An 18,869-nucleotide genomic window follows, 5' to 3' on the forward strand; every position below is an offset into this window, starting at 1 on the left:
AATACGGTGAAAGATCTCTATTACAAAATACCCATAGATTACAAGAGGATCACCGAAGGGCAGGACCTTCGGAAAGTAACACTCGAAGAATCTCTGGCGCAGTATATTTCGCTGGTAATTACCACTATTTTCGGGGAGTATAAATACGATACCGAATTCGGTACGGTGATCTGGGATGCCGATTTCAACCTGTTGTCCAATATCAACCAGTTGAAAGACAAGATCAAGGAATCGGTCTATGAAAAAGTAAAAAAGTATGAAAAACGTATGACGATCACTGATGTAAGTCTGGCCATAGGCGAAGATACGATAGAGTACAATCCCAACATACGGATTAAGAAAAGACTGGACATCGTGGTGTACGGAGTGATTAAAAAGACAAACGAGCCCTATTATTACAAGAGTTCCTATTATCTCGCTCCGTTTTCATATAAATAAAAAGAAGTGCCTTTTGTGTGCTTTGGAAAACCGGTATTAGGTCAAAAAGTTAGCGAATGAAACAATTATCCAAAGATCAGATAAAAGATAGGCTGCTCAAGAGAGCTGCCAAACACTGGGGATACTCTGATGTGGAGTTGGAGAATATATTCGATCCCATCGTTAATCTTCTCTTTGATGTGTGTTCGAAAGAGCTGGAAAATATTTCGAATGAAATTTTTTCGAGCCGGAGAAGGATTACGGAACGGCTGGTGGATATCCTTACACCGATTACTTCGTCTAAGGCTACGCCGTCACGCGCGATAATGCAGGTTTTTCCCACCGAAGATGAAACTACGCTCAACGACCATCACCAGTTCTTTTTCCAGAAGAGACAGCACAATCCTTATAATCCCGGAGAAAAGATCGTTAAAGAATATTTTTTCGGGCCTACCAAACCTGTAAAAGTAACCAGGAATGCCTTGCAGTACGTGGTACTGCCTAACGGAATACAGGATGCTTCCCGCGGGCAGTTCCAGGAATTTCTGGATGGCGAAGCATATCTCAAGCCTATGCCTCACCGTACGATATGGCTGGGACTTTCGCACCGTGGCAGTGGGATTGTAAAGAACCTGATGTTTTACTTTTACATGAAAAATATACATGACCGGGATACCTTTTTTCACTTTCTGCCAAGAGCTAAATGGTATTTTAACGGTCATCGACTCACCGTTTCCCAGGGGTATAACAGTAAAGGAACGGTAACTACGGGAGACCGGTATATGGTGCATGAAGATTTTCATCACCTGCAACGGGTGGAGGAGCATGTAAATACCTATTACGAAAAGAATTTTATCACCGTAAGGGATGTACTTAACACGGGAAACGCGGATCATGCTTTTCCCGATGAATTTAAAGATTTCATCCCGGGTAATACGCTCGAAGCGCTACGGGAAGAAAACCTGTTGTGGCTTAAAATCGAATTTCCCAATGTAATCGGAAAAAGTATACTGTCGGAGATATTCTGTGCCAATAATTGTTTTCCTGTGATTAATAAGAAAATGAATGAAACTCAGGGAAACATCAGGAAGCTGTTGAATATTTACCCTCTGAATATCGGGGAGGACTTTTTCCTGGAGCTGTATTCGGTACTGGATGACCGGAGCAGGCAGTTTGATGTGATCGCTAAAAACCAGGATGAGTTTACCGAAGATTACGCGTATTTGCGTTTCGGTGGGGTAGCGAGGTTCGATGAACGTAATGCGACCGAAATGATAGACTATATGATAGATCTTATCCGCGATGAAGCTGCAGCATTTTCCAGACTGGAAACCGATTTTATGGAAACTAATCTTCACGAAATAAACCAGATCATCTCCAGGTTTCGTAATAAGATGGCACAAACCGGAATGCATAAGAAAAATACGCCCTATCTGATTCTCAATACCAAAGGCGAAGAAAGTAAAGGGACATTATTTGTGAAATACTGGACAACTAACGGGGAGCATGCCAATAAGATCAATGCTTTCTCCAGGCTTCAGGCTCATAAAGGAGCAGATTTTGAGAAAGATTCTGTCATGCTTCTGTCAACTACCCAGGGAGGCCGGAACGAGCTCAGCAACTCGGAGAAAATATATGCATACCGGGAAAATATCGTGTCCAACCAGCGGGTGGTTACACGTCAGGACATTGTAATCTTATGCAAAAATCATTATGGCAATGCCATAGCGGGAGTGGAGGTTAAAAACGGGATACAGACAAGTCTGGACGACCATGTAGGATACACGCCCACGATTGATATATTCCTGGAAAAAAGTGAGGAAGTTAACTATTCCGATGAGGAATGGGGATTTCTTAGTGATGATCTCATGTTGCTGCTAAAGAACAGGGCTGTTAACGTAGTGCCTTTCCGGGTGATGTACAGGGAAAAAGATATACGGCTGAACTGATGGGGAAATGAAATTCGTGTAAGAATAAAAGGCAGACCCGGATACGCCATTTGGCATTATGATCCCGGATCTGCCCCGAAAGTACACAGATCATGCTGTTATTTACCCGTTATTCGCGGATCAACCACATTTCGGCATTGATGTCGTCACCTTCTGGAAATTGCCGTTGGATGGCTTCATCCAAATGAGCCTGATTTTGAGTGAGCTCCTTGGCGGGATACATCCAGCGTTTGGGGATTCGGCCATTGTTGAGGACTCCTCCGCCTGAAATGTCAAATTCCGGATATCCCGTACGGCGATGTTCAAAAAACATCTGCCAGCCCGTGTTCAGGAACATAGCAATGTGTTTTTGGGTAAGTATCATTTCCGGAGAAGGGTCTTCCGAAACAACATCCGGGTTTTGCAGATAAATGTCGATTTCGCTTTCGGAAATACCGTAAAACCGCATAGAAGCTATGATTCCGTTTGTATAGAAACCCTCGGCGCTTTGGGTGATCCATTCACGTGATGCGGCCTCGGCAAGAATAAACTGTAGCTCGGCATAACTTATAAGAATTCCCGGCTCGTTAGCAGGCTCGGTGTAATATCTCTCATTGATCATAGAGGCCTCACCGTTACCTGCTTTGTCGACATTCTCATCGAGCGGGGCACTTCCCGGAAGTCCGTTATAGGCATCAAAATCCGTGACTTCTAAATTTTGATCTACAGCTTGCGGTGTACGCTGTGCAAAAGCAAATAATCGCGGATCTTTCAGAGTTTTAAGTTTGTCGACAAAAGTCTTCTCCATATAGTATGCAGTTTGCAGACTGTTATTCCTGAACAGGGGATAGCGGTTCCCCTCAATATTGTGAAAAGGTAATACCCCGTTATCTTCTTCAGATGTAAGAAGCGGGAAATCCTGTGGATTGTTAACTACCTCACGGAAGCGTGATATGATGTTCAGGTCCGTGTCTCCGGTCTTATGGGACAGGCTGAGCAGTACCCTGAGATAATAAGAGTTGATGAGTTTTCTCCAAAGCAGTGCATCTCCGTTATAAATAACATCTCCGCGAATATCTTCTCCGTTTTCTGACAGTTCCTCGGAAGCTGTTTTCAATTCGTCTAACACTTTGAGGTAGATATTTTTTTGCTCGTCGTATGCCGGAGCAAAATTTGCTTCGGAAGCTTGCAGGGCTTCCGTATAGGGGATGTCACCGAAAATGCGGGTCATATCGATGATGAAGTATGCATTGAAAAACCTCGCCAGGCTCCGGTAAGCCGGGAGCCCGGTACGTTCTGCTTCCAGGATCATTTGTTGTACCTGCTTCAGGTCATCGTAAGCCCCGAAGCCGGATCGCTGCCAGTTATAGTACTGATCAGAATTGACACCATCGGTATAAACCAGCTGCCGGGTAGCCAGAGCAGCCGAAAGGGATATGGTATTGAACGCTCTTGTTTCCAGTTGTGTAAGCAATAATTCCGGCGGTACTTCCAATGCCCGGTTGGGATCGTCCTGCAAGTCATCGATCTTTGTGCAGTTCACGAGCGAAAGAGCGATGCACAACAGAAGGAACAGATTTTTAGATGTGCTTTTCATCTTTGGGTTTTTACGGGTTAGAGAATGGTGGAGTATAATTCTTGTATAAGAATGACTATATAGGTTTTTCATAATAACTACATTAAAATTTGAGGTTAACATTAAAACCTAAACTACGGGTAGATGGAGCCTGTAAATTGTCTTTTCCGGGGTCAGGATCTACATTTGGTATTTTGGAGGACAACCAGAGATTCCGGCCTACAAAAGATACGCTCATCGCATGGAAGGGTGTTTTTGAAACCAGCGTTTCCGGAACATCATAGGTTAGTGACAGCTCGCGGAGCTTAATAAAAGTCTGACTGTAATAATGATAATTTTCGTTGTGTGCATTGCTGGTGGTCTTCATGAAAGAAATATAGTTGACGGGCACGTCGTTCGGAGCGTATTGCCGGGTGTCTTCCGTAATATTTCCGTTGGAATCGTATGAAACACTACCGCCGATGACCTTTACACCCTGGGCGAGATAGGTGCTTTCTCCGTTATTGGCATCGTCGCGATACTGGTTGACCGTACCCGGAGAGATACCACCCCACCACATTTTCTGGTTTGTGGAAGAGTACATCAAACCACCTATGCGGCCGTCGAAAAGCATAGAAAGCGTAAAGTTTTTATAGTGAAAGGTATTGGAAAAACCGTAGGTCCAGTCCGGTTCGGTATAACCGATATAGCGTCCGTAAGGATCGCTTACGGGGAAGCCGTTTTCATAAATTATATGTCCCTGCCCGTCCGTCTGGTACACCGAAACATTATTGAGTTTGTCTGTTCGGTCTCCTTCTTTTAACCGGTTGGCGGTATAAGTTTTATCACCGTATATTTCATCGATATACCGCCTGTACTGACTGAAATTCAGTTGAGTATCCCATCGGAAATTGTCGTTGCGTACGGGGGTGGCATTGATTGTAAATTCAACACCTTTTCTCCGGTATATATTTCCGTTGAGGAGGTACCCCTCGTATCCGGATGCATCGGAGACCGGTATATTCTCGAGATTGTTATAGTCTTTGGCCTGGTAGTAAGCGACATCGATACCCAGGCGGTTCTGGAAGAAGCGGATGTCTGTCCCTATTTCCCAGCTGTCGGAGGTTTTCGGCTTCAATGCCCCGCTGATGAGTAACCTTCCGTATTGGGATGAGGGGTAACGCGTTCCCTGCGAGTTGCTCCAGGCCTGTCCCTTGTCATAGGCCTGAATGTAATTGTAAGGAGCGTTGGCATTAAGTCCGGAGATATCTTCTATTTTACCATCAGATACTCGGGACCATGACCCTCTTACTTTGGCGAAGGATATCCAGCCTGGCAGATCTGTCAGTTTGGAAAGTACTACAGACCCGGATACAGAAGGGTAGAAGAATGAGTTATATCCCTTGGCAAGGGTGGAAACTTTGTCATTCCGCCCTGTTAAAGACAGGTAAAAGGTGTCGTAAAACTCAAAGTCCACAAAGGCATAAACACTGTGTATCGCTTCCTTTTCTTCCCTGTTTTCTCCAATCAGTGTTGAGCCTGCGTTATTGTCCAGGTTGTAAAAACCGGGAACGTTAAGACCGTCTGTGGATGTGGAGTGAAAGTTTTGTAAACGATAGTAACCGGAATAGGCTGCTTCTCCGGAGAGTGAGATATTTGCGGTAAGTGCTTTTTCAAAACGTACGCCGAAATCTGTCGTGATGTCGAAGTAGTTGGTGTTCTGGACAGTGAAATTACCTAATGATTTTTCGTTGTATCCGACATAGCTTTTAGGTTCTTTATATGTTCTTTGCAGCCCGTAAACATTGGCGCCGGCCCTCGCTTTTAACGTTATTCCGGGAAGCAGCTGATATTCGGCGGAGAGGTTGCCAAAAAGATTGTCCTTATCGTACCCCTGCAGGTATTCGTATGCCTGGAAATAGGGGTTGTTGTACCAGGAGGTATTGTAGTGCCTTTGCTGATAGCCTTCCTGTCCTTCGGCCCAGTAATTTCTCAGATCTCTTACATCTACGTCGGTCCCCGTCCAGAGTACGAGGTTATAGAGGTAGTTGGTGGGGCCGTATCCTACGGCCGGGAAATTATTGGTGTATTGCTTGTTATAGGTCAGGGCGGAGGTTACTCTGAGCTTATCTGAAGGAGTGATGCTCCCTCCCAGGCTGAATGAAGTATTGTTGAGGTCCGTATTCGGAACGATGCCTTTCTGGTAAACGTTAGACATGGATATACGATAATTGGCTTTGTCGTTACCCCAGTCTATGCTCAGGTTATTGGTTTGTACCAGACCTGTACGAAAGAAATTTTCAATGTTGTTTTTCCCTCTTGATATATAAGGTAACGGAATACGTTTACCGGTTTCGGGGTCTATAGGGCTGTTGTATTGTGGGGTCTCCATGTACCCGCTCGGTGTGGAGGGATCGGGCTGATTGAGTTTAGGTCCCCATATCCAGCCACCACCTTCCGAGCCTCCGCCTCCGCCGTTTACATAAGCGTAATTGCCGTTATCCCCGTTTCCGTAGGTGGTCTGTACATCCGGAACACGGATAAAAGAAGGCTGGAACATTGTGGAGTTGTTGAAGTTTACGGTCAGTTTACCTTCTTTACCTTTTTTTGTAGTAATCATAATAGCCCCGTTACGTCCTACAGATCCGTAGAGTGCGGAAGCCGTGGCTCCTTTCAGTACACTTATGCTTTCTATATCATCGGCATTGACTTTCCACAAGTCCGTGGTCCGGTCGGGAATACCATCTATAACGAGCAGGGGGCTTTCTCCCCTTAAGCTGATTTCCGGGTTCTGGAAAAGATCCGTTGAGTTTTTGATATTAAGTCCGGCAACTTTCCCGCTGAGGGCACTGACAAAATTGGGCTCTTTGGCTTTTTCGAGCGCAGCACCCTGAACTTCCTGTACTGCATACCCCAGTGCTTTAGTTTCCTTTCGGATACCGAGTGCTGTTACGACAACTTCCCGAAGCTGTTCGGTATCTTCAGACAATACAATATCAACCTGCGATTTTCCTCCTATAGCCACAGTTCGTGTTTTGAAACCGATGTATGAAAAGGTAAGGCTGTCACGGTCCGATGTGGCCCGGATGCTGTAAAGCCCGTCAAAATCACTGACGGTACCTAATGAGGTTCCCGGAACGGAAATATTAACCCCTCCCAGGGGTATTCCGTCGGTATCGGTAACTTTACCTGAAACCCCATGTTGTGCAAACAGGTTGGGTGTTATCGATAACATTATGATAATAAAGTAATATTTCATCGTAGTAGTCAGTTTTTTGTTTTTTTAGTTAGTGGTTTTTACCCAGGTATTCAGGGTGTTTTTCGGGGTTTGAAGTACTATTTTGTAGAACTTTCCCTTTTGTTTCGGAATGTAGCGAAACAGTTCCTCGCGTACCGGAACCTTACCGGCAAGGGTGTAATGGTCTTTTCCTCCCGTGCTGTAATGGTTTGATTCGGAAATCCAGATCGATGCCTTTCTGCCGGTATGCTTTCCGGTGCTTTTCCAGCGTATGATCAGTTCGCCGTTTTGTAATTCCGCTTCCAGTTGTGTGGCATTCAGTTGTCCCGTAAGCGAAATACCATCGAGTTCGAAAATCTGCTCTTCCGGAATTTCGATATCCATAAAATCGGCAATGGTTGGAAGAATATCTACGATACCCGGCGTTTCTTCGCTAAAATAAGCGTTGGTATCCGGGCTGTTGGTTACGATCCAAGTGCTTCGTTCCCGGTCTGACTGACCTCCGTGATGATGCCCGGTTTCCTGAGTACGGCCGTGATCCGTGGTAATAATGAAGAGCCATTCTTCTCCTTTATTTTCTTCTCTGTACTGTATGGCGTTCCATATTTCTCCGACCAGGTGGTCTTCAAAAGCTATGGCCTGATCCAGTTGTGGACTGTCCCCGTATTTATGCCCCATATCGTCCGAATATTCGAGATATACCCAAGACAGGTCCGGCCCCTCTGCCCTGATATATCTTGCAGCCTCCAGAGCAACTTTTTCGTCGATGTTGCGTATATAGGTCCTTTCCGGGTCATGAGGGAAGTTGACCGTATCCAGTTCAAAGCCGTCGTAAGCATAGTCGATTTTTATCTTACCTGTTTCTTCCAGACCTTCCCCGATAAGTTTGGTCCTGTTATCCAGCCATGTGGAAAATACAGCGGTTTTTTTGTCTGGATACTGATTTTTTAGGAGCCGGAATATGGTAGGGTAGTGATAGTTGGGAGCTTTGATGCTGTTGCCCCATACATTGTGTTTGTTAACCCAGGTCCCCGTAAGCAAACTATTATAGCCTACTGCCGATATGGTGGGAGTTTCGGAGTATCCCCCTTTTTTACCCCCTACATAGGCCGGTGTATACCCTCCTTTTTTCGCTATGGCGTCCAGGTTTGGTGTGGGTTTGTTTTCAATCATGTCAGCCGAAAGCCCGTCGACGATGATAAACACTACTTTTTTTGGTTTTTTCCCGGATATATCAGGTTCGTTATCTGTGTTGTCTGCTATGGCGTAACAGAAACATGCAAGAGTGACCGCTAAGGCAGCCAGGTGTCTGTATAGTTTCATATAGTTTTGGTTGAAGGTTCAGACGAAAATAATAAATTTATTGAACATTCATTCAATTTAAAATAATTTTTGTTCATAACTTTAAATGTTTTTTAGTTTTGTTTCAGATGTTTACCTTGTTAGTATCGGTTATAGGGCAAAGGTAAATCCGAAGTCCTTTAAATTGAATGAGTATTCAGTTAATAAAATATTATACAAATGTTTTGTTTCTGTTATGTATGCTCCCGGAGCTAAAAGTGTGAGTCAAAATGTTATTTTTGTTGAAAACTATCGAAAATGGGCAGAAAGCGTTTAACCGATGTACGTCAGAAGGAAATCATCAAATCTTTTTATAAGGTAGCTAAAAGAATCGGGCTGGAAAACGCATCTATTGCCAAGGTGGCCGATGAAATGGGGATCAGTAACGGGTTGGTGATGCATTATTTCAAGACCAGGGATGAACTTCTCATCGGGTTGAACGAATATATTCTGGACCGCCACATGCATATTATCGCCTCGGGAGATAACGGGGGGGTAGATACCTGGGATCGTTTGGAGAAACTGGTCGAAAACCTGTTTTCCAGAAAGTGGAACCGTTATTTTGATGACGGTGTATTTTACAGCTGTTATGCATTGATATACCGGAAAAAAGATTTTAATGAGAGTTTCAGGAAGTACCTGGAAGAGCTGCATACGGTCTTAAAAGACAAATTACTGGAGGCCCGAGCTCACGGCGTGATCTGTAATGAAAACCTGGAGGAGCTGACGGAGATCATATTTGCGCTGATCGACGGGGCATATTACTATCTGGGGATGTTTACGGAGCGAAGTGCCGAATATGAAAAACAGGAAAAACTGTATATCAGACATACGATGTCGTTGTTCCGGAAGGCATAGGTTTTATTTGCGGAAATCCCTGGATATTCGATAAACAGCCAGCATGGCGATGCCCGTCCACACCATATTAACGGCGACATTGGGCAGGTCGCTAAGATGAAGTGCATGAACGACCAGGCAAACTCCGCCGGCGGCGTTCAGGTAGTGGTAAAATGGTTTTTCGGCGGAAATCACCCTGATGCTCAACATAAAATATGCAGCGATAAAAAGTAAAGCACCTACCCATCCCGTTATCGTGTATAACGACATCTGTTTTCTTTTTCCGAAAGATAGCAAAGTTGCACAAACCCTAAAACGATTTTTCACAAAAACAGTACATGCAGAGAAGTTGCTGTTGTGAATGAATCGAGACTCAAAAACGTGCTACGCGTTGATAAAATGTGTATAACTTAGGAGGGAACTGTATGGGGCATGGCTTTGATTATGTCGGTATTTTACTATATTTGTCCGTTCGTCCCCATCTGCGCGGCATTTGCCGTTATGAAGCGGATTGGGCGGATGTTTAAAACAGATTTGATCTATGAGTGAAGAAACCAATAAGAAGCAATATTCTGCGGACAGCATTCAGGCGCTGGAAGGAATGGAGCACGTACGTATGCGTCCTTCCATGTACATCGGGGATGTAGGAGTAAGAGGGCTTCATCACCTGGTGTATGAGGTGGTGGACAACTCTATCGATGAGGCTCTGGCCGGACATTGTGACACGATCTCCGTAACGATTAACGAAGATAACTCTATAACCGTAGAGGATAATGGCCGGGGGATTCCGGTCGACTTACATAAAAAAGAAGGAGTTTCCGCACTTGAAGTGGTGATGACCAAGATCGGTGCCGGAGGTAAATTTGATAAAGATTCCTATAAAGTATCCGGGGGATTACACGGGGTAGGTGTTTCTGTGGTTAACGCATTGTCCGATCATCTGAAAGCCACTGTATATCGGGATGGTAAAATATGGGAGCAGGAATACGAGCGTGGAAAGACTATTTATCCGGTTAAAGCCGTGGGCGATACGGATAAGAACGGTACTATTGTAACATTTAAGCCCGATGCCACGATTTTTCAGCAGACCACGGAGTACAGTTACGATACGCTGGCCAGCAGGATGAGAGAGCTTGCGTTCCTGAACAAAGGGATATCCATAACACTGACTGATAGGCGGGTGACGGATGAAGAAGGTGTGTTTGAGAATGAAACCTTCCATTCCGAAGAAGGACTGAGAGAGTTTATAAAATTTCTGGATGGTAACCGCGAACCTATTATTGCAGAAGTGATTTCTATGGAGGGAGAAAAAAATGATATCCCCGTAGAAGTCGCTATGGTGTATAATACTTCCTTTAATGAAAACCTGCATTCTTACGTAAACAATATCAATACGCATGAGGGAGGGACGCACCTTGCCGGTTTCCGGCGTGGATTGACTACAACGCTCAAAAAATATGCGGATGCTTCCGGAATGCTTGACAAACTGAAGTTTGAAATTTCGGGAGATGATTTCCGGGAAGGACTTACGGCAATAGTTTCCGTTAAGGTAGCCGAACCACAGTTCGAAGGGCAGACTAAGACCAAACTGGGTAACAGGGAAGTTACGGCTGCAGTTTCACAGGCGGTTTCGGAAATGCTCGAAAACTACCTCGAAGAGCATCCCAATGATGCGAAGACTATCGTGCAGAAGGTGATCCTGGCAGCCCAGGCGAGACATGCAGCCCGGAAAGCAAGGGAAATGGTACAGCGTAAAACTCCTATGGGAGGAAGCGGTCTTCCCGGTAAACTTTCGGATTGCTCCGAGCAGGATCCGGAAAAATGTGAAGTATTCCTCGTGGAGGGTGACTCTGCAGGAGGAACGGCAAAACAGGGAAGAGACAGGAACTTCCAGGCTATTCTTCCGCTTCGGGGTAAGATACTCAATGTGGAAAAAGCCATGCATCACAAGGTCTTCGAAAATGAAGAGATCCGGAATATCTTTACCGCACTCGGAGTAACTATAGGTACGGAAGAAGATAGTAAGGCTTTGAACCTGACCAAACTACGCTACCACAAAGTGGTGATTATGTGTGATGCGGATGTCGACGGTAGTCACATCGCTACACTGATCCTTACGTTTTTCTTCCGTTACATGAAGGAACTGATCGAGAATGGACACGTGTATATAGCGACTCCGCCATTGTACCTGGTGAAAAAAGGAAATAAGAAAAATTACGCCTGGAACGACAGGGAGCGTGACATTCTTATCGAAGAATACGGTGCCGGATCTAACGTACAACGTTACAAAGGTCTCGGGGAGATGAATGCCGAGCAGCTCTGGGATACTACAATGAACCCCGAGTTCCGTACACTGAGACAGGTGACTATCGATAACGGAGGAGAGGCAGATCGTATATTCTCCATGCTTATGGGCGATGAGGTTCCGCCGCGAAGAGAGTTTATTGAGAAAAATGCAGTTTACGCGAATATTGATGCGTAAATTTCAACAATAAGATCAAAGGCATCCTGAAAAGGGTGCCTTTGTTTTTTGAGACGGTGACGTGGCGAAGTAAAAAAAGTTGTTGATACCTCCAAGAAGCTCGTTCTTAATGTCTTCATTTCGTGCTAAAATGACTAAATTTGTCAGACTGTAAAAAATCACTCAAAAAATTATAATATGAAAGTTACAATAGTTGGTGCCGGAGCGGTTGGTGCCAGTTGCGCAGAGTACATTGCCATTAAAGATTTTGCTTCAGAAGTTGTGCTGCTCGATATCAAAGAAGGAGTAGCGGAAGGTAAAGCGATGGATTTAATGCAAACAGCATCTCTGAATGGCTTTGACACCAAGATCGTGGGCTCTACCAATGATTACTCCAAAACAGCAGACAGCCATGTTGCGGTAGTAACCAGCGGTATTCCGAGAAAACCCGGAATGACAAGAGAAGAGTTAATAGGAATTAATGCGGGGATTGTAAAGGATGTGGTTTCTAATCTTATTAAGCATTCTCCTGAGGTTATTGTTATCGTGGTGAGTAATCCTATGGATACGATGACCTATCTGACGCACAAGGCAACAGGCCTGCCTAAGAACAGAATCATAGGTATGGGTGGTGCCCTGGATAGTGCACGCTTTAAGTACAGGCTCAGCGAAGCCCTGGAATGTCCTGCATCGGATGTGGATGGTATGGTGATCGGTGGACACAGCGATACCGGAATGGTACCGTTGACACGTCTTGCTGTAAGAAACAGTGTGCCGGTAAGTAAGTTCCTTAGCGAAGAAAGGCTTGCCCAGGTTGCAGAAGATACCAAAGTAGGTGGCGCTACCCTGACCAAACTACTCGGAACCAGTGCTTGGTATGCTCCTGGAGCGGCAGTTTCGGCTTTGGTACAAGCAATTGCCTGCGACCAGAAGAAAATGTTCCCTTGTTCTGCATTGCTTGATGGTGAATACGGTCTGAGCGATATCTGTATCGGTGTTCCGGTAATTCTCGGTAAAAACGGTATCGAGAAGATTGTAGAAATTGAACTGGATGATGCGGAAAAGGCAAAAATGAAAGAAAGTGCAGAAGGTGTTAAGAAAGTAAACGCCCTGCTCTAAGGATAAAAGGATATGTTAAGATGAAAAGCTGCGTAAGACATTCCGGCAGTACTGTCGGAGGTTTACGCAGCTTTTTTTTGAACTGAAAAAATTGTAATATGCGATCGGGGAGCTCTGATTTACAATGATATATGTGTAAGTTGCTGTTTCCGAAACACTAAGGGAATAAAACGGGGAAATAAATTGTTTAATCTTATTGTAAATTATATATTTGCTCGTTTCAAAAAAAGGATTAATTAATAAGAATAAGAATGCAAAACAAGGGACTTATCAAGCTTTTTGCTATTTTATTTGGAATTGTAAGTATTTACCAATTGTCCTTCACTTTCGTGACCAACAAAGTGGAGAAACAGGCGGAAGAATTTGCAATCAACAAAATTTCCGATGACACGGAAAATTATGTAGCAAAAAGAGAGACAGAAGAGACCAGGTATTTAGATTCTGTAGGTAACAACACGGTTTTCGATATCGGAATTACGAGTTTTACCTATAATGAGGCTAAGGATAAAGAGCTGAATAAAGGTCTGGATCTCAAAGGAGGGATAAACGTTATCCTGGAAATATCAGTAAAAGATATTTTAAAAGGATTGGCCAATGAATCTAAGAATGCGGTGTTTAACAAAGCCCTGGCCAATGCAGACAAAGCAGCAAAAAACAGTGATAAGCCCTATGTAGATCTTTTCTTCCAGGAATTTGACGCTATAAAAGGAGATACAAAACTTGCTTCTCCTGATATTTTTGCCAATAAAATATTAAGTGAAGATATCAACTTCCAGATGTCCGATAACGAGGTTAAGCCCGTTATCCGTCGTAAGGTAGATGAATCTATCGTGTCCGCTTTCGAAGTACTTCGAAAGCGTATTGACCGTTTTGGGGTAACGCAGCCCAACATTCAGCGTCTGGGGACTACAGGGAGAATTCTTGTCGAACTCCCCGGAGCAAAGGATATTAATCGTGTAAAGAAATTGCTTCAGAGCACGGCTCAACTCGAGTTCTGGGAGACTTTCAAAAACGATGAGGTTATACAGTACCTGATGCAGGTTAACCAGCGGTTGAAAGATCTGGTAGATACCAAAGAGAAGAAAGAAGAAGCTACATCCGGAGACGATGCTTCCGAGATAGACGCTCTGCTGGCAGATGCCGAAAAAGATTCTCTCGATGCGGTAAGCCAGACGAACCCATTGTTTGATCTTGCCGTAGCTCCGGGAGTACAGGGAGGTCCCGTGCTGATGAGTTTTGCTACCAAGGACACGGCTAAGGTCAATTCGTACCTGAAAATGCGTGAGATCCGTCAATTACTTCCTTCGGAGTTGCAGAACGTACGTTTTGTCTGGAGCAAGCCCGGAGTAAATCAGGAAGTGATCGATCTTTATGCACTGAAATCTAACCGCGAGAACCAGCCCCCGTTAAGTGGAGGCGTAGTTGTGGATGCCCAGCAAACTTACGACCAGCGGGGAAATCCTGCGGTTTCCATGCAGATGGATAGTAAGGGAGCTAAAATATGGGAAGAACTGACCGGCAAAGCGTATCGTCAGGGAAGCTTTATCGCTATCGTACTCGATGATATCGTGTATTCCGCCCCCGGAGTAACCAGCGGACCGATTTCCGGAGGAAATTCCGAGATCACAGGACAGTTTTCGCTGAATGAGGCAATTGACCTTGCCAACGTTTTACGTGCAGGGAAACTTCCTGCGTCGGCCGATATCGTTCAAAGTGAGGTTGTAGGGCCATCACTTGGTCAGGAAGCTATAGACAGCGGAATGATGTCGTTCGTTATCGCAATGTCCCTTGTGCTTATATGGATGTTGTTCTATTACGGAAGAGCAGGTTGGTTTGCCGATGTGGCACTGATCTTTAACATCGTACTGATATTCGGTGTGCTTGCAGGTTTGGGAGCGGTATTAACGCTGCCCGGAATTGCAGGTATCGTACTTACCATAGGTATGTCCGTGGATGCGAATGTACTGATCTTTGAAAGGGCAAAAGAAGAACTTGCAAAAGGTAAAGGACAGAAGCAGGCCGTTGCCGACGGTTTCGGAAATGCATTGTCTTCTATTCTGGATGCCAACGTAACCACAGGTCTTACAGCTATAATATTGTTTGTGTTTGGTACAGGGCCTATCCGGGGTTTTGCTACAACACTGATGATCGGTATTGCGACATCACTTTTCACAGCTATATTTATAACAAGGTTGTTGGTAGACTGGTATATCGGAAGAAAAAAATCTCTTCATTTCTCCACTCCGATTACCAAAAACCTGTTCCAGAATATTAATGTGAATTTCCTTGGTAAAAGGAAAATATCCTACACGATTTCCGGTATTCTGCTGGTCGTGGCTTTAGGATCCTTGTTTACACAAGGATTAAACCAGGGTGTGGATTTTGTGGGAGGACGTTCTTACCAGATCCGTTTTGAGCACCCGGTGAATCCTACCGAACTGGCTTCCGACCTGACCGATGCACTCGGAAGTGTGGAAGTAAAGACATTTGGTGCGCCCAACCAGGTAAAAATAACCACAAAGTATAAAGTAGACGAGGAAGGTACGGCAGTGGATGAAGAAATCCAGGAGATCCTTTATACCAGCCTTCAGAAACATTTGCCGGAAGGTTTGACAGAAACAGAATTTGCAGGTGGTGGAGATGCTAAACAATACGGTATCGTTCAGGCGATAAAGGTAGGTCCGACTATTGCTGACGATATTAAGAGAAATGCGGTTTGGGCGATCATAGGATCATTGATCGTGGTTTTCCTATACATTCTCATCCGTTTCCGCAGATGGCAGTTTTCTGCAGGTGCGGTTGCCGCATTGTTCCACGATGTATTGATCGTTTTGGGTATTTTCTCACTGACCTACAAGTTTATGCCTTTCAACCTGGAGATCGATCAGGCTTTCATAGCGGCGATACTAACAGTGATCGGTTATTCCATAAACGATACGGTGGTGGTATTTGACCGTATCCGGGAAATTACAAACGAACGGGGCTGGAAAGCCGGTGAGAATATCAACCTGGCTGTAAACAGCACGCTGAGCCGTACATTGAATACCTCATTAACTACATTGGTGGTTCTTCTTGCCATATTTATTTTCGGGGGAGAGTCCATACGAGGATTTATGTTTGCACTTATCGTCGGGGTTATAGTAGGTACCTATTCTTCGATATTTATTGCAACTCCGGTTATGTTTGATACCCTCAGGCATAAAACAACAGACATGTTAAAGAAAAAAGAAGAGCCGGCGGAAGATGGCAGGGAGGTATAACAGCCTTCAGGATTTTTTCATCGTCCTGTAATATAAAAACCCCGCCCGAAGAATTCTTCGGGCGGGGTTTTAATTTTTTTAAAAAAGCCTGCAGAGCAAATAGCAGCTTGAAGGCCTTTGAGTTGTCAGACGGCAACGTTATATTCGCGAAGTGCGTCGTTAAGTGAAGTTTTCAGGTCAGTCGAAGCCTTGCGTTTACCGATAATCAGTGCGCAGGGAACCTGGTACTCTCCGGCAGGGAATTTTTTGGTGTAACTTCCGGGAATAACTACCGATCTTGCCGGGACAAGACCTTTGCTTTCTACAGGCTCGCTTCCGGTAACATCGATAATCTTTGTCGATGCGGTAAGAACTACATTAGCGCCGAGTACAGCTTCCTTTTCTACACGAACACCTTCTACGACAATACATCTCGATCCGATAAAGGCATTGTCTTCAATGATGACGGGGGCTGCCTGTAAAGGCTCCAGTACGCCACCTATACCTACGCCTCCGCTGAGGTGTACATTCTTGCCGATCTGGGCGCAACTCCCTACGGTAGCCCAGGTATCGACCATGGTGCCGGCATCTACATAAGCACCGATATTTACATAGCTTGGCATCATCACCACGCCCGAGGACACATAAGCCCCGTGGCGTGCTATAGCATGAGGAACCACACGGATACCCTTGGCTGCATATCCTTTTTTCAATGGTATTTTATCGTGAAACTCCAAGGGGCCGGCCTCGATAGTCTCCATTTTCTGAATCGGGAAATAGAGAACAACAGCTTTTTTAACCCACTCGTTTACCTGCCATCCTTTGTCTGTGGGTTCGGCAACTCTCAGCGTTCCTTCATCGAGCAGGCTGATAACCTCCCGGATGGTGTTTTGTGTGTTTTCGTCTTTGAGTAAATCCCGGTTTTCCCAGGCATTTTCTATGATCTCTCTTATCTTTTCCATAGACCAATAATGTTTATGTAGTGATTTTAAAATGAAGTGGGACAACCGGTCCGTAAACCGCGTCCGATGGCAAATATAACGGCTTAAAATTTAATATCCCCGGCTATTTTATAGTTATAACAATTTAAATCTTAAATTTGCCAAAAAGTGGAATGGGGAGAATACTGGCTATAGATTATGGGACAAAGCGTACCGGTATAGCGGTGACGGACGAATTACAGATCATAGCATCGGGTTTGACCACAGTAGAAACGTCCGGACTTATGGATTTCCTTCGGGATTATATCGGTAAGGAGACCGTGGAGAAAGTAGTGGTGGGAGAGCCGAAACGGCATAGTAACGAAGCGTCCGAAAGCGAAAAGTACATACAAAAGTTCCTGGTGACTTTTGCAAAAGAATTTCCGGCTCTTGCCATAGAGCGGGTCGACGAACGCTTTACTTCCAAAATGGCTGTCCGGACCATGATAGACAGTGGACTTAAAAAGAAGCAAAGACAAAACAAAGCCCTGGTCGATGAGATCAGTGCTACAATAATATTACAGTCGTATCTTTACAACAGATAATCTGTTTCGATAAAGGTACGCACTCCGAAAACAAGAAAGACCTTATGATATTACCAATAGTTGCTTATGGCGACCCTGTATTAAGAAAAGAGGCTAAAGATATAGACGAAAAATATCCGGAGCTGCAGGAGTTGATTGCAAGCATGTTTGAAACGATGTATAATGCCTATGGAGTAGGACTTGCCGCACCACAGGTAGGTTTGCCTGTCCGGCTCTTTGTTATAGATGCCAGTCCGTTTGCCGAGGATGAAGACATCGATGAAGAAGAAAGGAGAGTGCTGGAGAATTTCAGGAAAGTGTTTATCAATGCAAGGATACTGGAAGAGACCGGCGAAGAATGGGCATTTAACGAAGGATGTCTGAGCATTCCTAATATCCGTGAGGACGTGTACAGGGAAGAGAAGATCACCATTGAGTATTTCGACGAAAATTTCGTGAAGCATACCGAAGAATACGACGGACTCATTGCACGGGTTATCCAACACGAATACGATCATATAGATGGTATATTGTTTACGGATAAGCTTTCGGCACTCAAAAAGCGCCTGCTCAAAGGTAAGCTTGCGAATATTTCCAAGGGGAAAGTGAAGGTCGATTATAAAATGCGGTTCCCCGACGCGAAAAAAGGACGATAAATTTTGGAAAATAAGAGCAATTAAATTTTAACTTTTTCTCTATGAGTTTAGACAAAATATTGGCTATTTCGGGCAAACCCGGGCTATATGAATTAAAGGCACAGACCAGAAGTGGTTTCGTGGCGGAATCTCTTATCGATGGTAAACGGATTACAGTAGGGTTACGCAATAATGTGAGTCTGCTTTCCGAAATTGCCATATATACGCTGAAAGAAGAAGTACCGCTCGGCGACGTGTTCAATAAAATCAAGGAAAAGGAAAACGGAGAAAAGACGTCGGTGAGCCACAAAGATGACAAGGTGAAACTCGAAGAATATTTTTTCGAAGTACTTCCTGATTATGATGAAGATAAAGTGTATCCGGGCGATATCAAGAAAATCATCCAGTGGTATAACCTGCTGCTCTCCAAAGGAATTTCCGATTTTACCGCAGCAACTGAAGAAGCTGACGGAGAAGAGAAGGTCGAAGAGGAAGAAAATGATACGGCTGAATAAGCTATAGCTTTATACGATTATACAGGAGGTTGTCTAAAAAGGCAGCCTCTTTTTTTTGTTATAAGGTTTTGTGTTTGTAA

At 44.5% G+C, this 18,869-nt stretch carries 14 protein-coding genes; 9 read left to right on the forward strand and 5 right to left on the reverse strand.

Features of this window, described 5'->3' with window-relative positions; translation table 11 throughout:
• Positions 1 to 6 precede the first annotated feature (6 nt).
• Positions 7 to 438, forward strand: a complete 432-nt coding sequence (locus BT112_RS18520) for a GPW/gp25 family protein (protein WP_072318959.1) — start codon at positions 7 to 9, stop codon at positions 436 to 438.
• 56 nt (positions 439 to 494) lie between these two features.
• Positions 495 to 2,366, forward strand: coding sequence for a type VI secretion system baseplate subunit TssF (locus BT112_RS18525; RefSeq protein ID WP_072318960.1), 1,872 nt, complete (start codon positions 495 to 497; stop codon positions 2,364 to 2,366).
• Positions 2,367 to 2,475: 109 nt separating this feature from the next.
• Here the strand turns inward: BT112_RS18525 and BT112_RS18530 are convergent, their stop codons facing one another.
• The 3 genes from BT112_RS18530 to BT112_RS18540 form a co-directional block, all read right to left on the reverse strand.
• Positions 2,476 to 3,942, reverse strand: coding sequence for a SusD/RagB family nutrient-binding outer membrane lipoprotein (locus tag BT112_RS18530; RefSeq protein WP_072318961.1), 1,467 nt, complete (start codon positions 3,940 to 3,942; stop codon positions 2,476 to 2,478).
• Positions 3,943 to 4,024: 82 nt separating this feature from the next.
• Positions 4,025 to 7,159, reverse strand: a complete 3,135-nt coding sequence (locus BT112_RS18535; protein WP_072318962.1) for a SusC/RagA family TonB-linked outer membrane protein — start codon at positions 7,157 to 7,159, stop codon at positions 4,025 to 4,027.
• A 24-nt stretch (positions 7,160 to 7,183) separates the two neighbouring features.
• Positions 7,184 to 8,461 (reverse strand): alkaline phosphatase family protein, encoded by a 1,278-nt coding sequence (locus tag BT112_RS18540; protein WP_072318963.1) that lies wholly within the window; start codon positions 8,459 to 8,461, stop codon positions 7,184 to 7,186.
• 276 nt (positions 8,462 to 8,737) lie between these two features.
• Between BT112_RS18540 and BT112_RS18550 the strand changes: the two genes are divergently transcribed.
• A complete protein-coding gene (locus BT112_RS18550) occupies positions 8,738 to 9,337 on the forward strand; it encodes a TetR family transcriptional regulator (protein WP_072318965.1) in 600 nt (199 codons plus the stop codon).
• 3 nt (positions 9,338 to 9,340) lie between these two features.
• Here BT112_RS18550 and BT112_RS18555 read toward each other — a convergent pair whose 3' ends face one another.
• Positions 9,341 to 9,586, reverse strand: a complete 246-nt coding sequence (locus BT112_RS18555; RefSeq protein WP_072318966.1) for a CBU_0592 family membrane protein — start codon at positions 9,584 to 9,586, stop codon at positions 9,341 to 9,343.
• Positions 9,587 to 9,857: 271 nt separating this feature from the next.
• On the opposite strand from BT112_RS18555, the gene gyrB reads away from it, so the two are divergent.
• The 3 genes from gyrB to secDF all read left to right on the forward strand — a co-directional run bounded on the left by gyrB (position 9,858) and on the right by secDF (position 16,156).
• Complete coding sequence (gyrB, locus tag BT112_RS18560; protein ID WP_072318967.1) at positions 9,858 to 11,798, forward strand: DNA topoisomerase (ATP-hydrolyzing) subunit B; 1,941 nt, start codon at positions 9,858 to 9,860, stop codon at positions 11,796 to 11,798.
• Positions 11,799 to 11,975: 177 nt separating this feature from the next.
• Positions 11,976 to 12,896: a malate dehydrogenase gene (gene mdh / locus BT112_RS18565; RefSeq protein ID WP_072318968.1), complete on the forward strand. Its 921-nt coding sequence runs from the start codon at positions 11,976 to 11,978 to the stop codon at positions 12,894 to 12,896.
• 251 nt (positions 12,897 to 13,147) lie between these two features.
• On the forward strand, positions 13,148 to 16,156 hold the full coding sequence (gene secDF / locus BT112_RS18570) for a protein translocase subunit SecDF (protein WP_072318969.1): 3,009 nt from the start codon (positions 13,148 to 13,150) through the stop codon (positions 16,154 to 16,156).
• 125 nt (positions 16,157 to 16,281) lie between these two features.
• Here the strand turns inward: secDF and BT112_RS18575 are convergent, their stop codons facing one another.
• The gene (locus BT112_RS18575) at positions 16,282 to 17,097 is read right to left on the reverse strand and encodes a 2,3,4,5-tetrahydropyridine-2,6-dicarboxylate N-succinyltransferase (RefSeq protein WP_072318970.1); all 816 of its coding nucleotides are present in this window, start codon (positions 17,095 to 17,097) and stop codon (positions 16,282 to 16,284) included.
• A gap of 152 nt (positions 17,098 to 17,249) precedes the next feature.
• Here BT112_RS18575 and ruvX point away from each other — a divergent pair, with 152 nt between their 5' ends.
• Genes ruvX through BT112_RS18590 form a run of 3 tightly spaced genes read left to right on the forward strand, consistent with a single transcriptional unit; the run spans position 17,250 to position 18,789 of the window.
• On the forward strand, positions 17,250 to 17,660 hold the full coding sequence (gene ruvX / locus BT112_RS18580) for a Holliday junction resolvase RuvX (RefSeq protein ID WP_072318971.1): 411 nt from the start codon (positions 17,250 to 17,252) through the stop codon (positions 17,658 to 17,660).
• A gap of 44 nt (positions 17,661 to 17,704) precedes the next feature.
• On the forward strand, positions 17,705 to 18,295 hold the full coding sequence (gene def, locus BT112_RS18585) for a peptide deformylase (protein ID WP_072318972.1): 591 nt from the start codon (positions 17,705 to 17,707) through the stop codon (positions 18,293 to 18,295).
• 41 nt (positions 18,296 to 18,336) lie between these two features.
• A complete protein-coding gene (locus BT112_RS18590; RefSeq protein WP_072318973.1) occupies positions 18,337 to 18,789 on the forward strand; it encodes a DUF5606 family protein in 453 nt (150 codons plus the stop codon).
• Positions 18,790 to 18,869 lie beyond the last annotated feature (80 nt).

The organism is Sinomicrobium oceani (assembly GCF_900119185.1).
Lineage (GTDB): Bacteria > Bacteroidota > Bacteroidia > Flavobacteriales > Flavobacteriaceae > Sinomicrobium > Sinomicrobium oceani.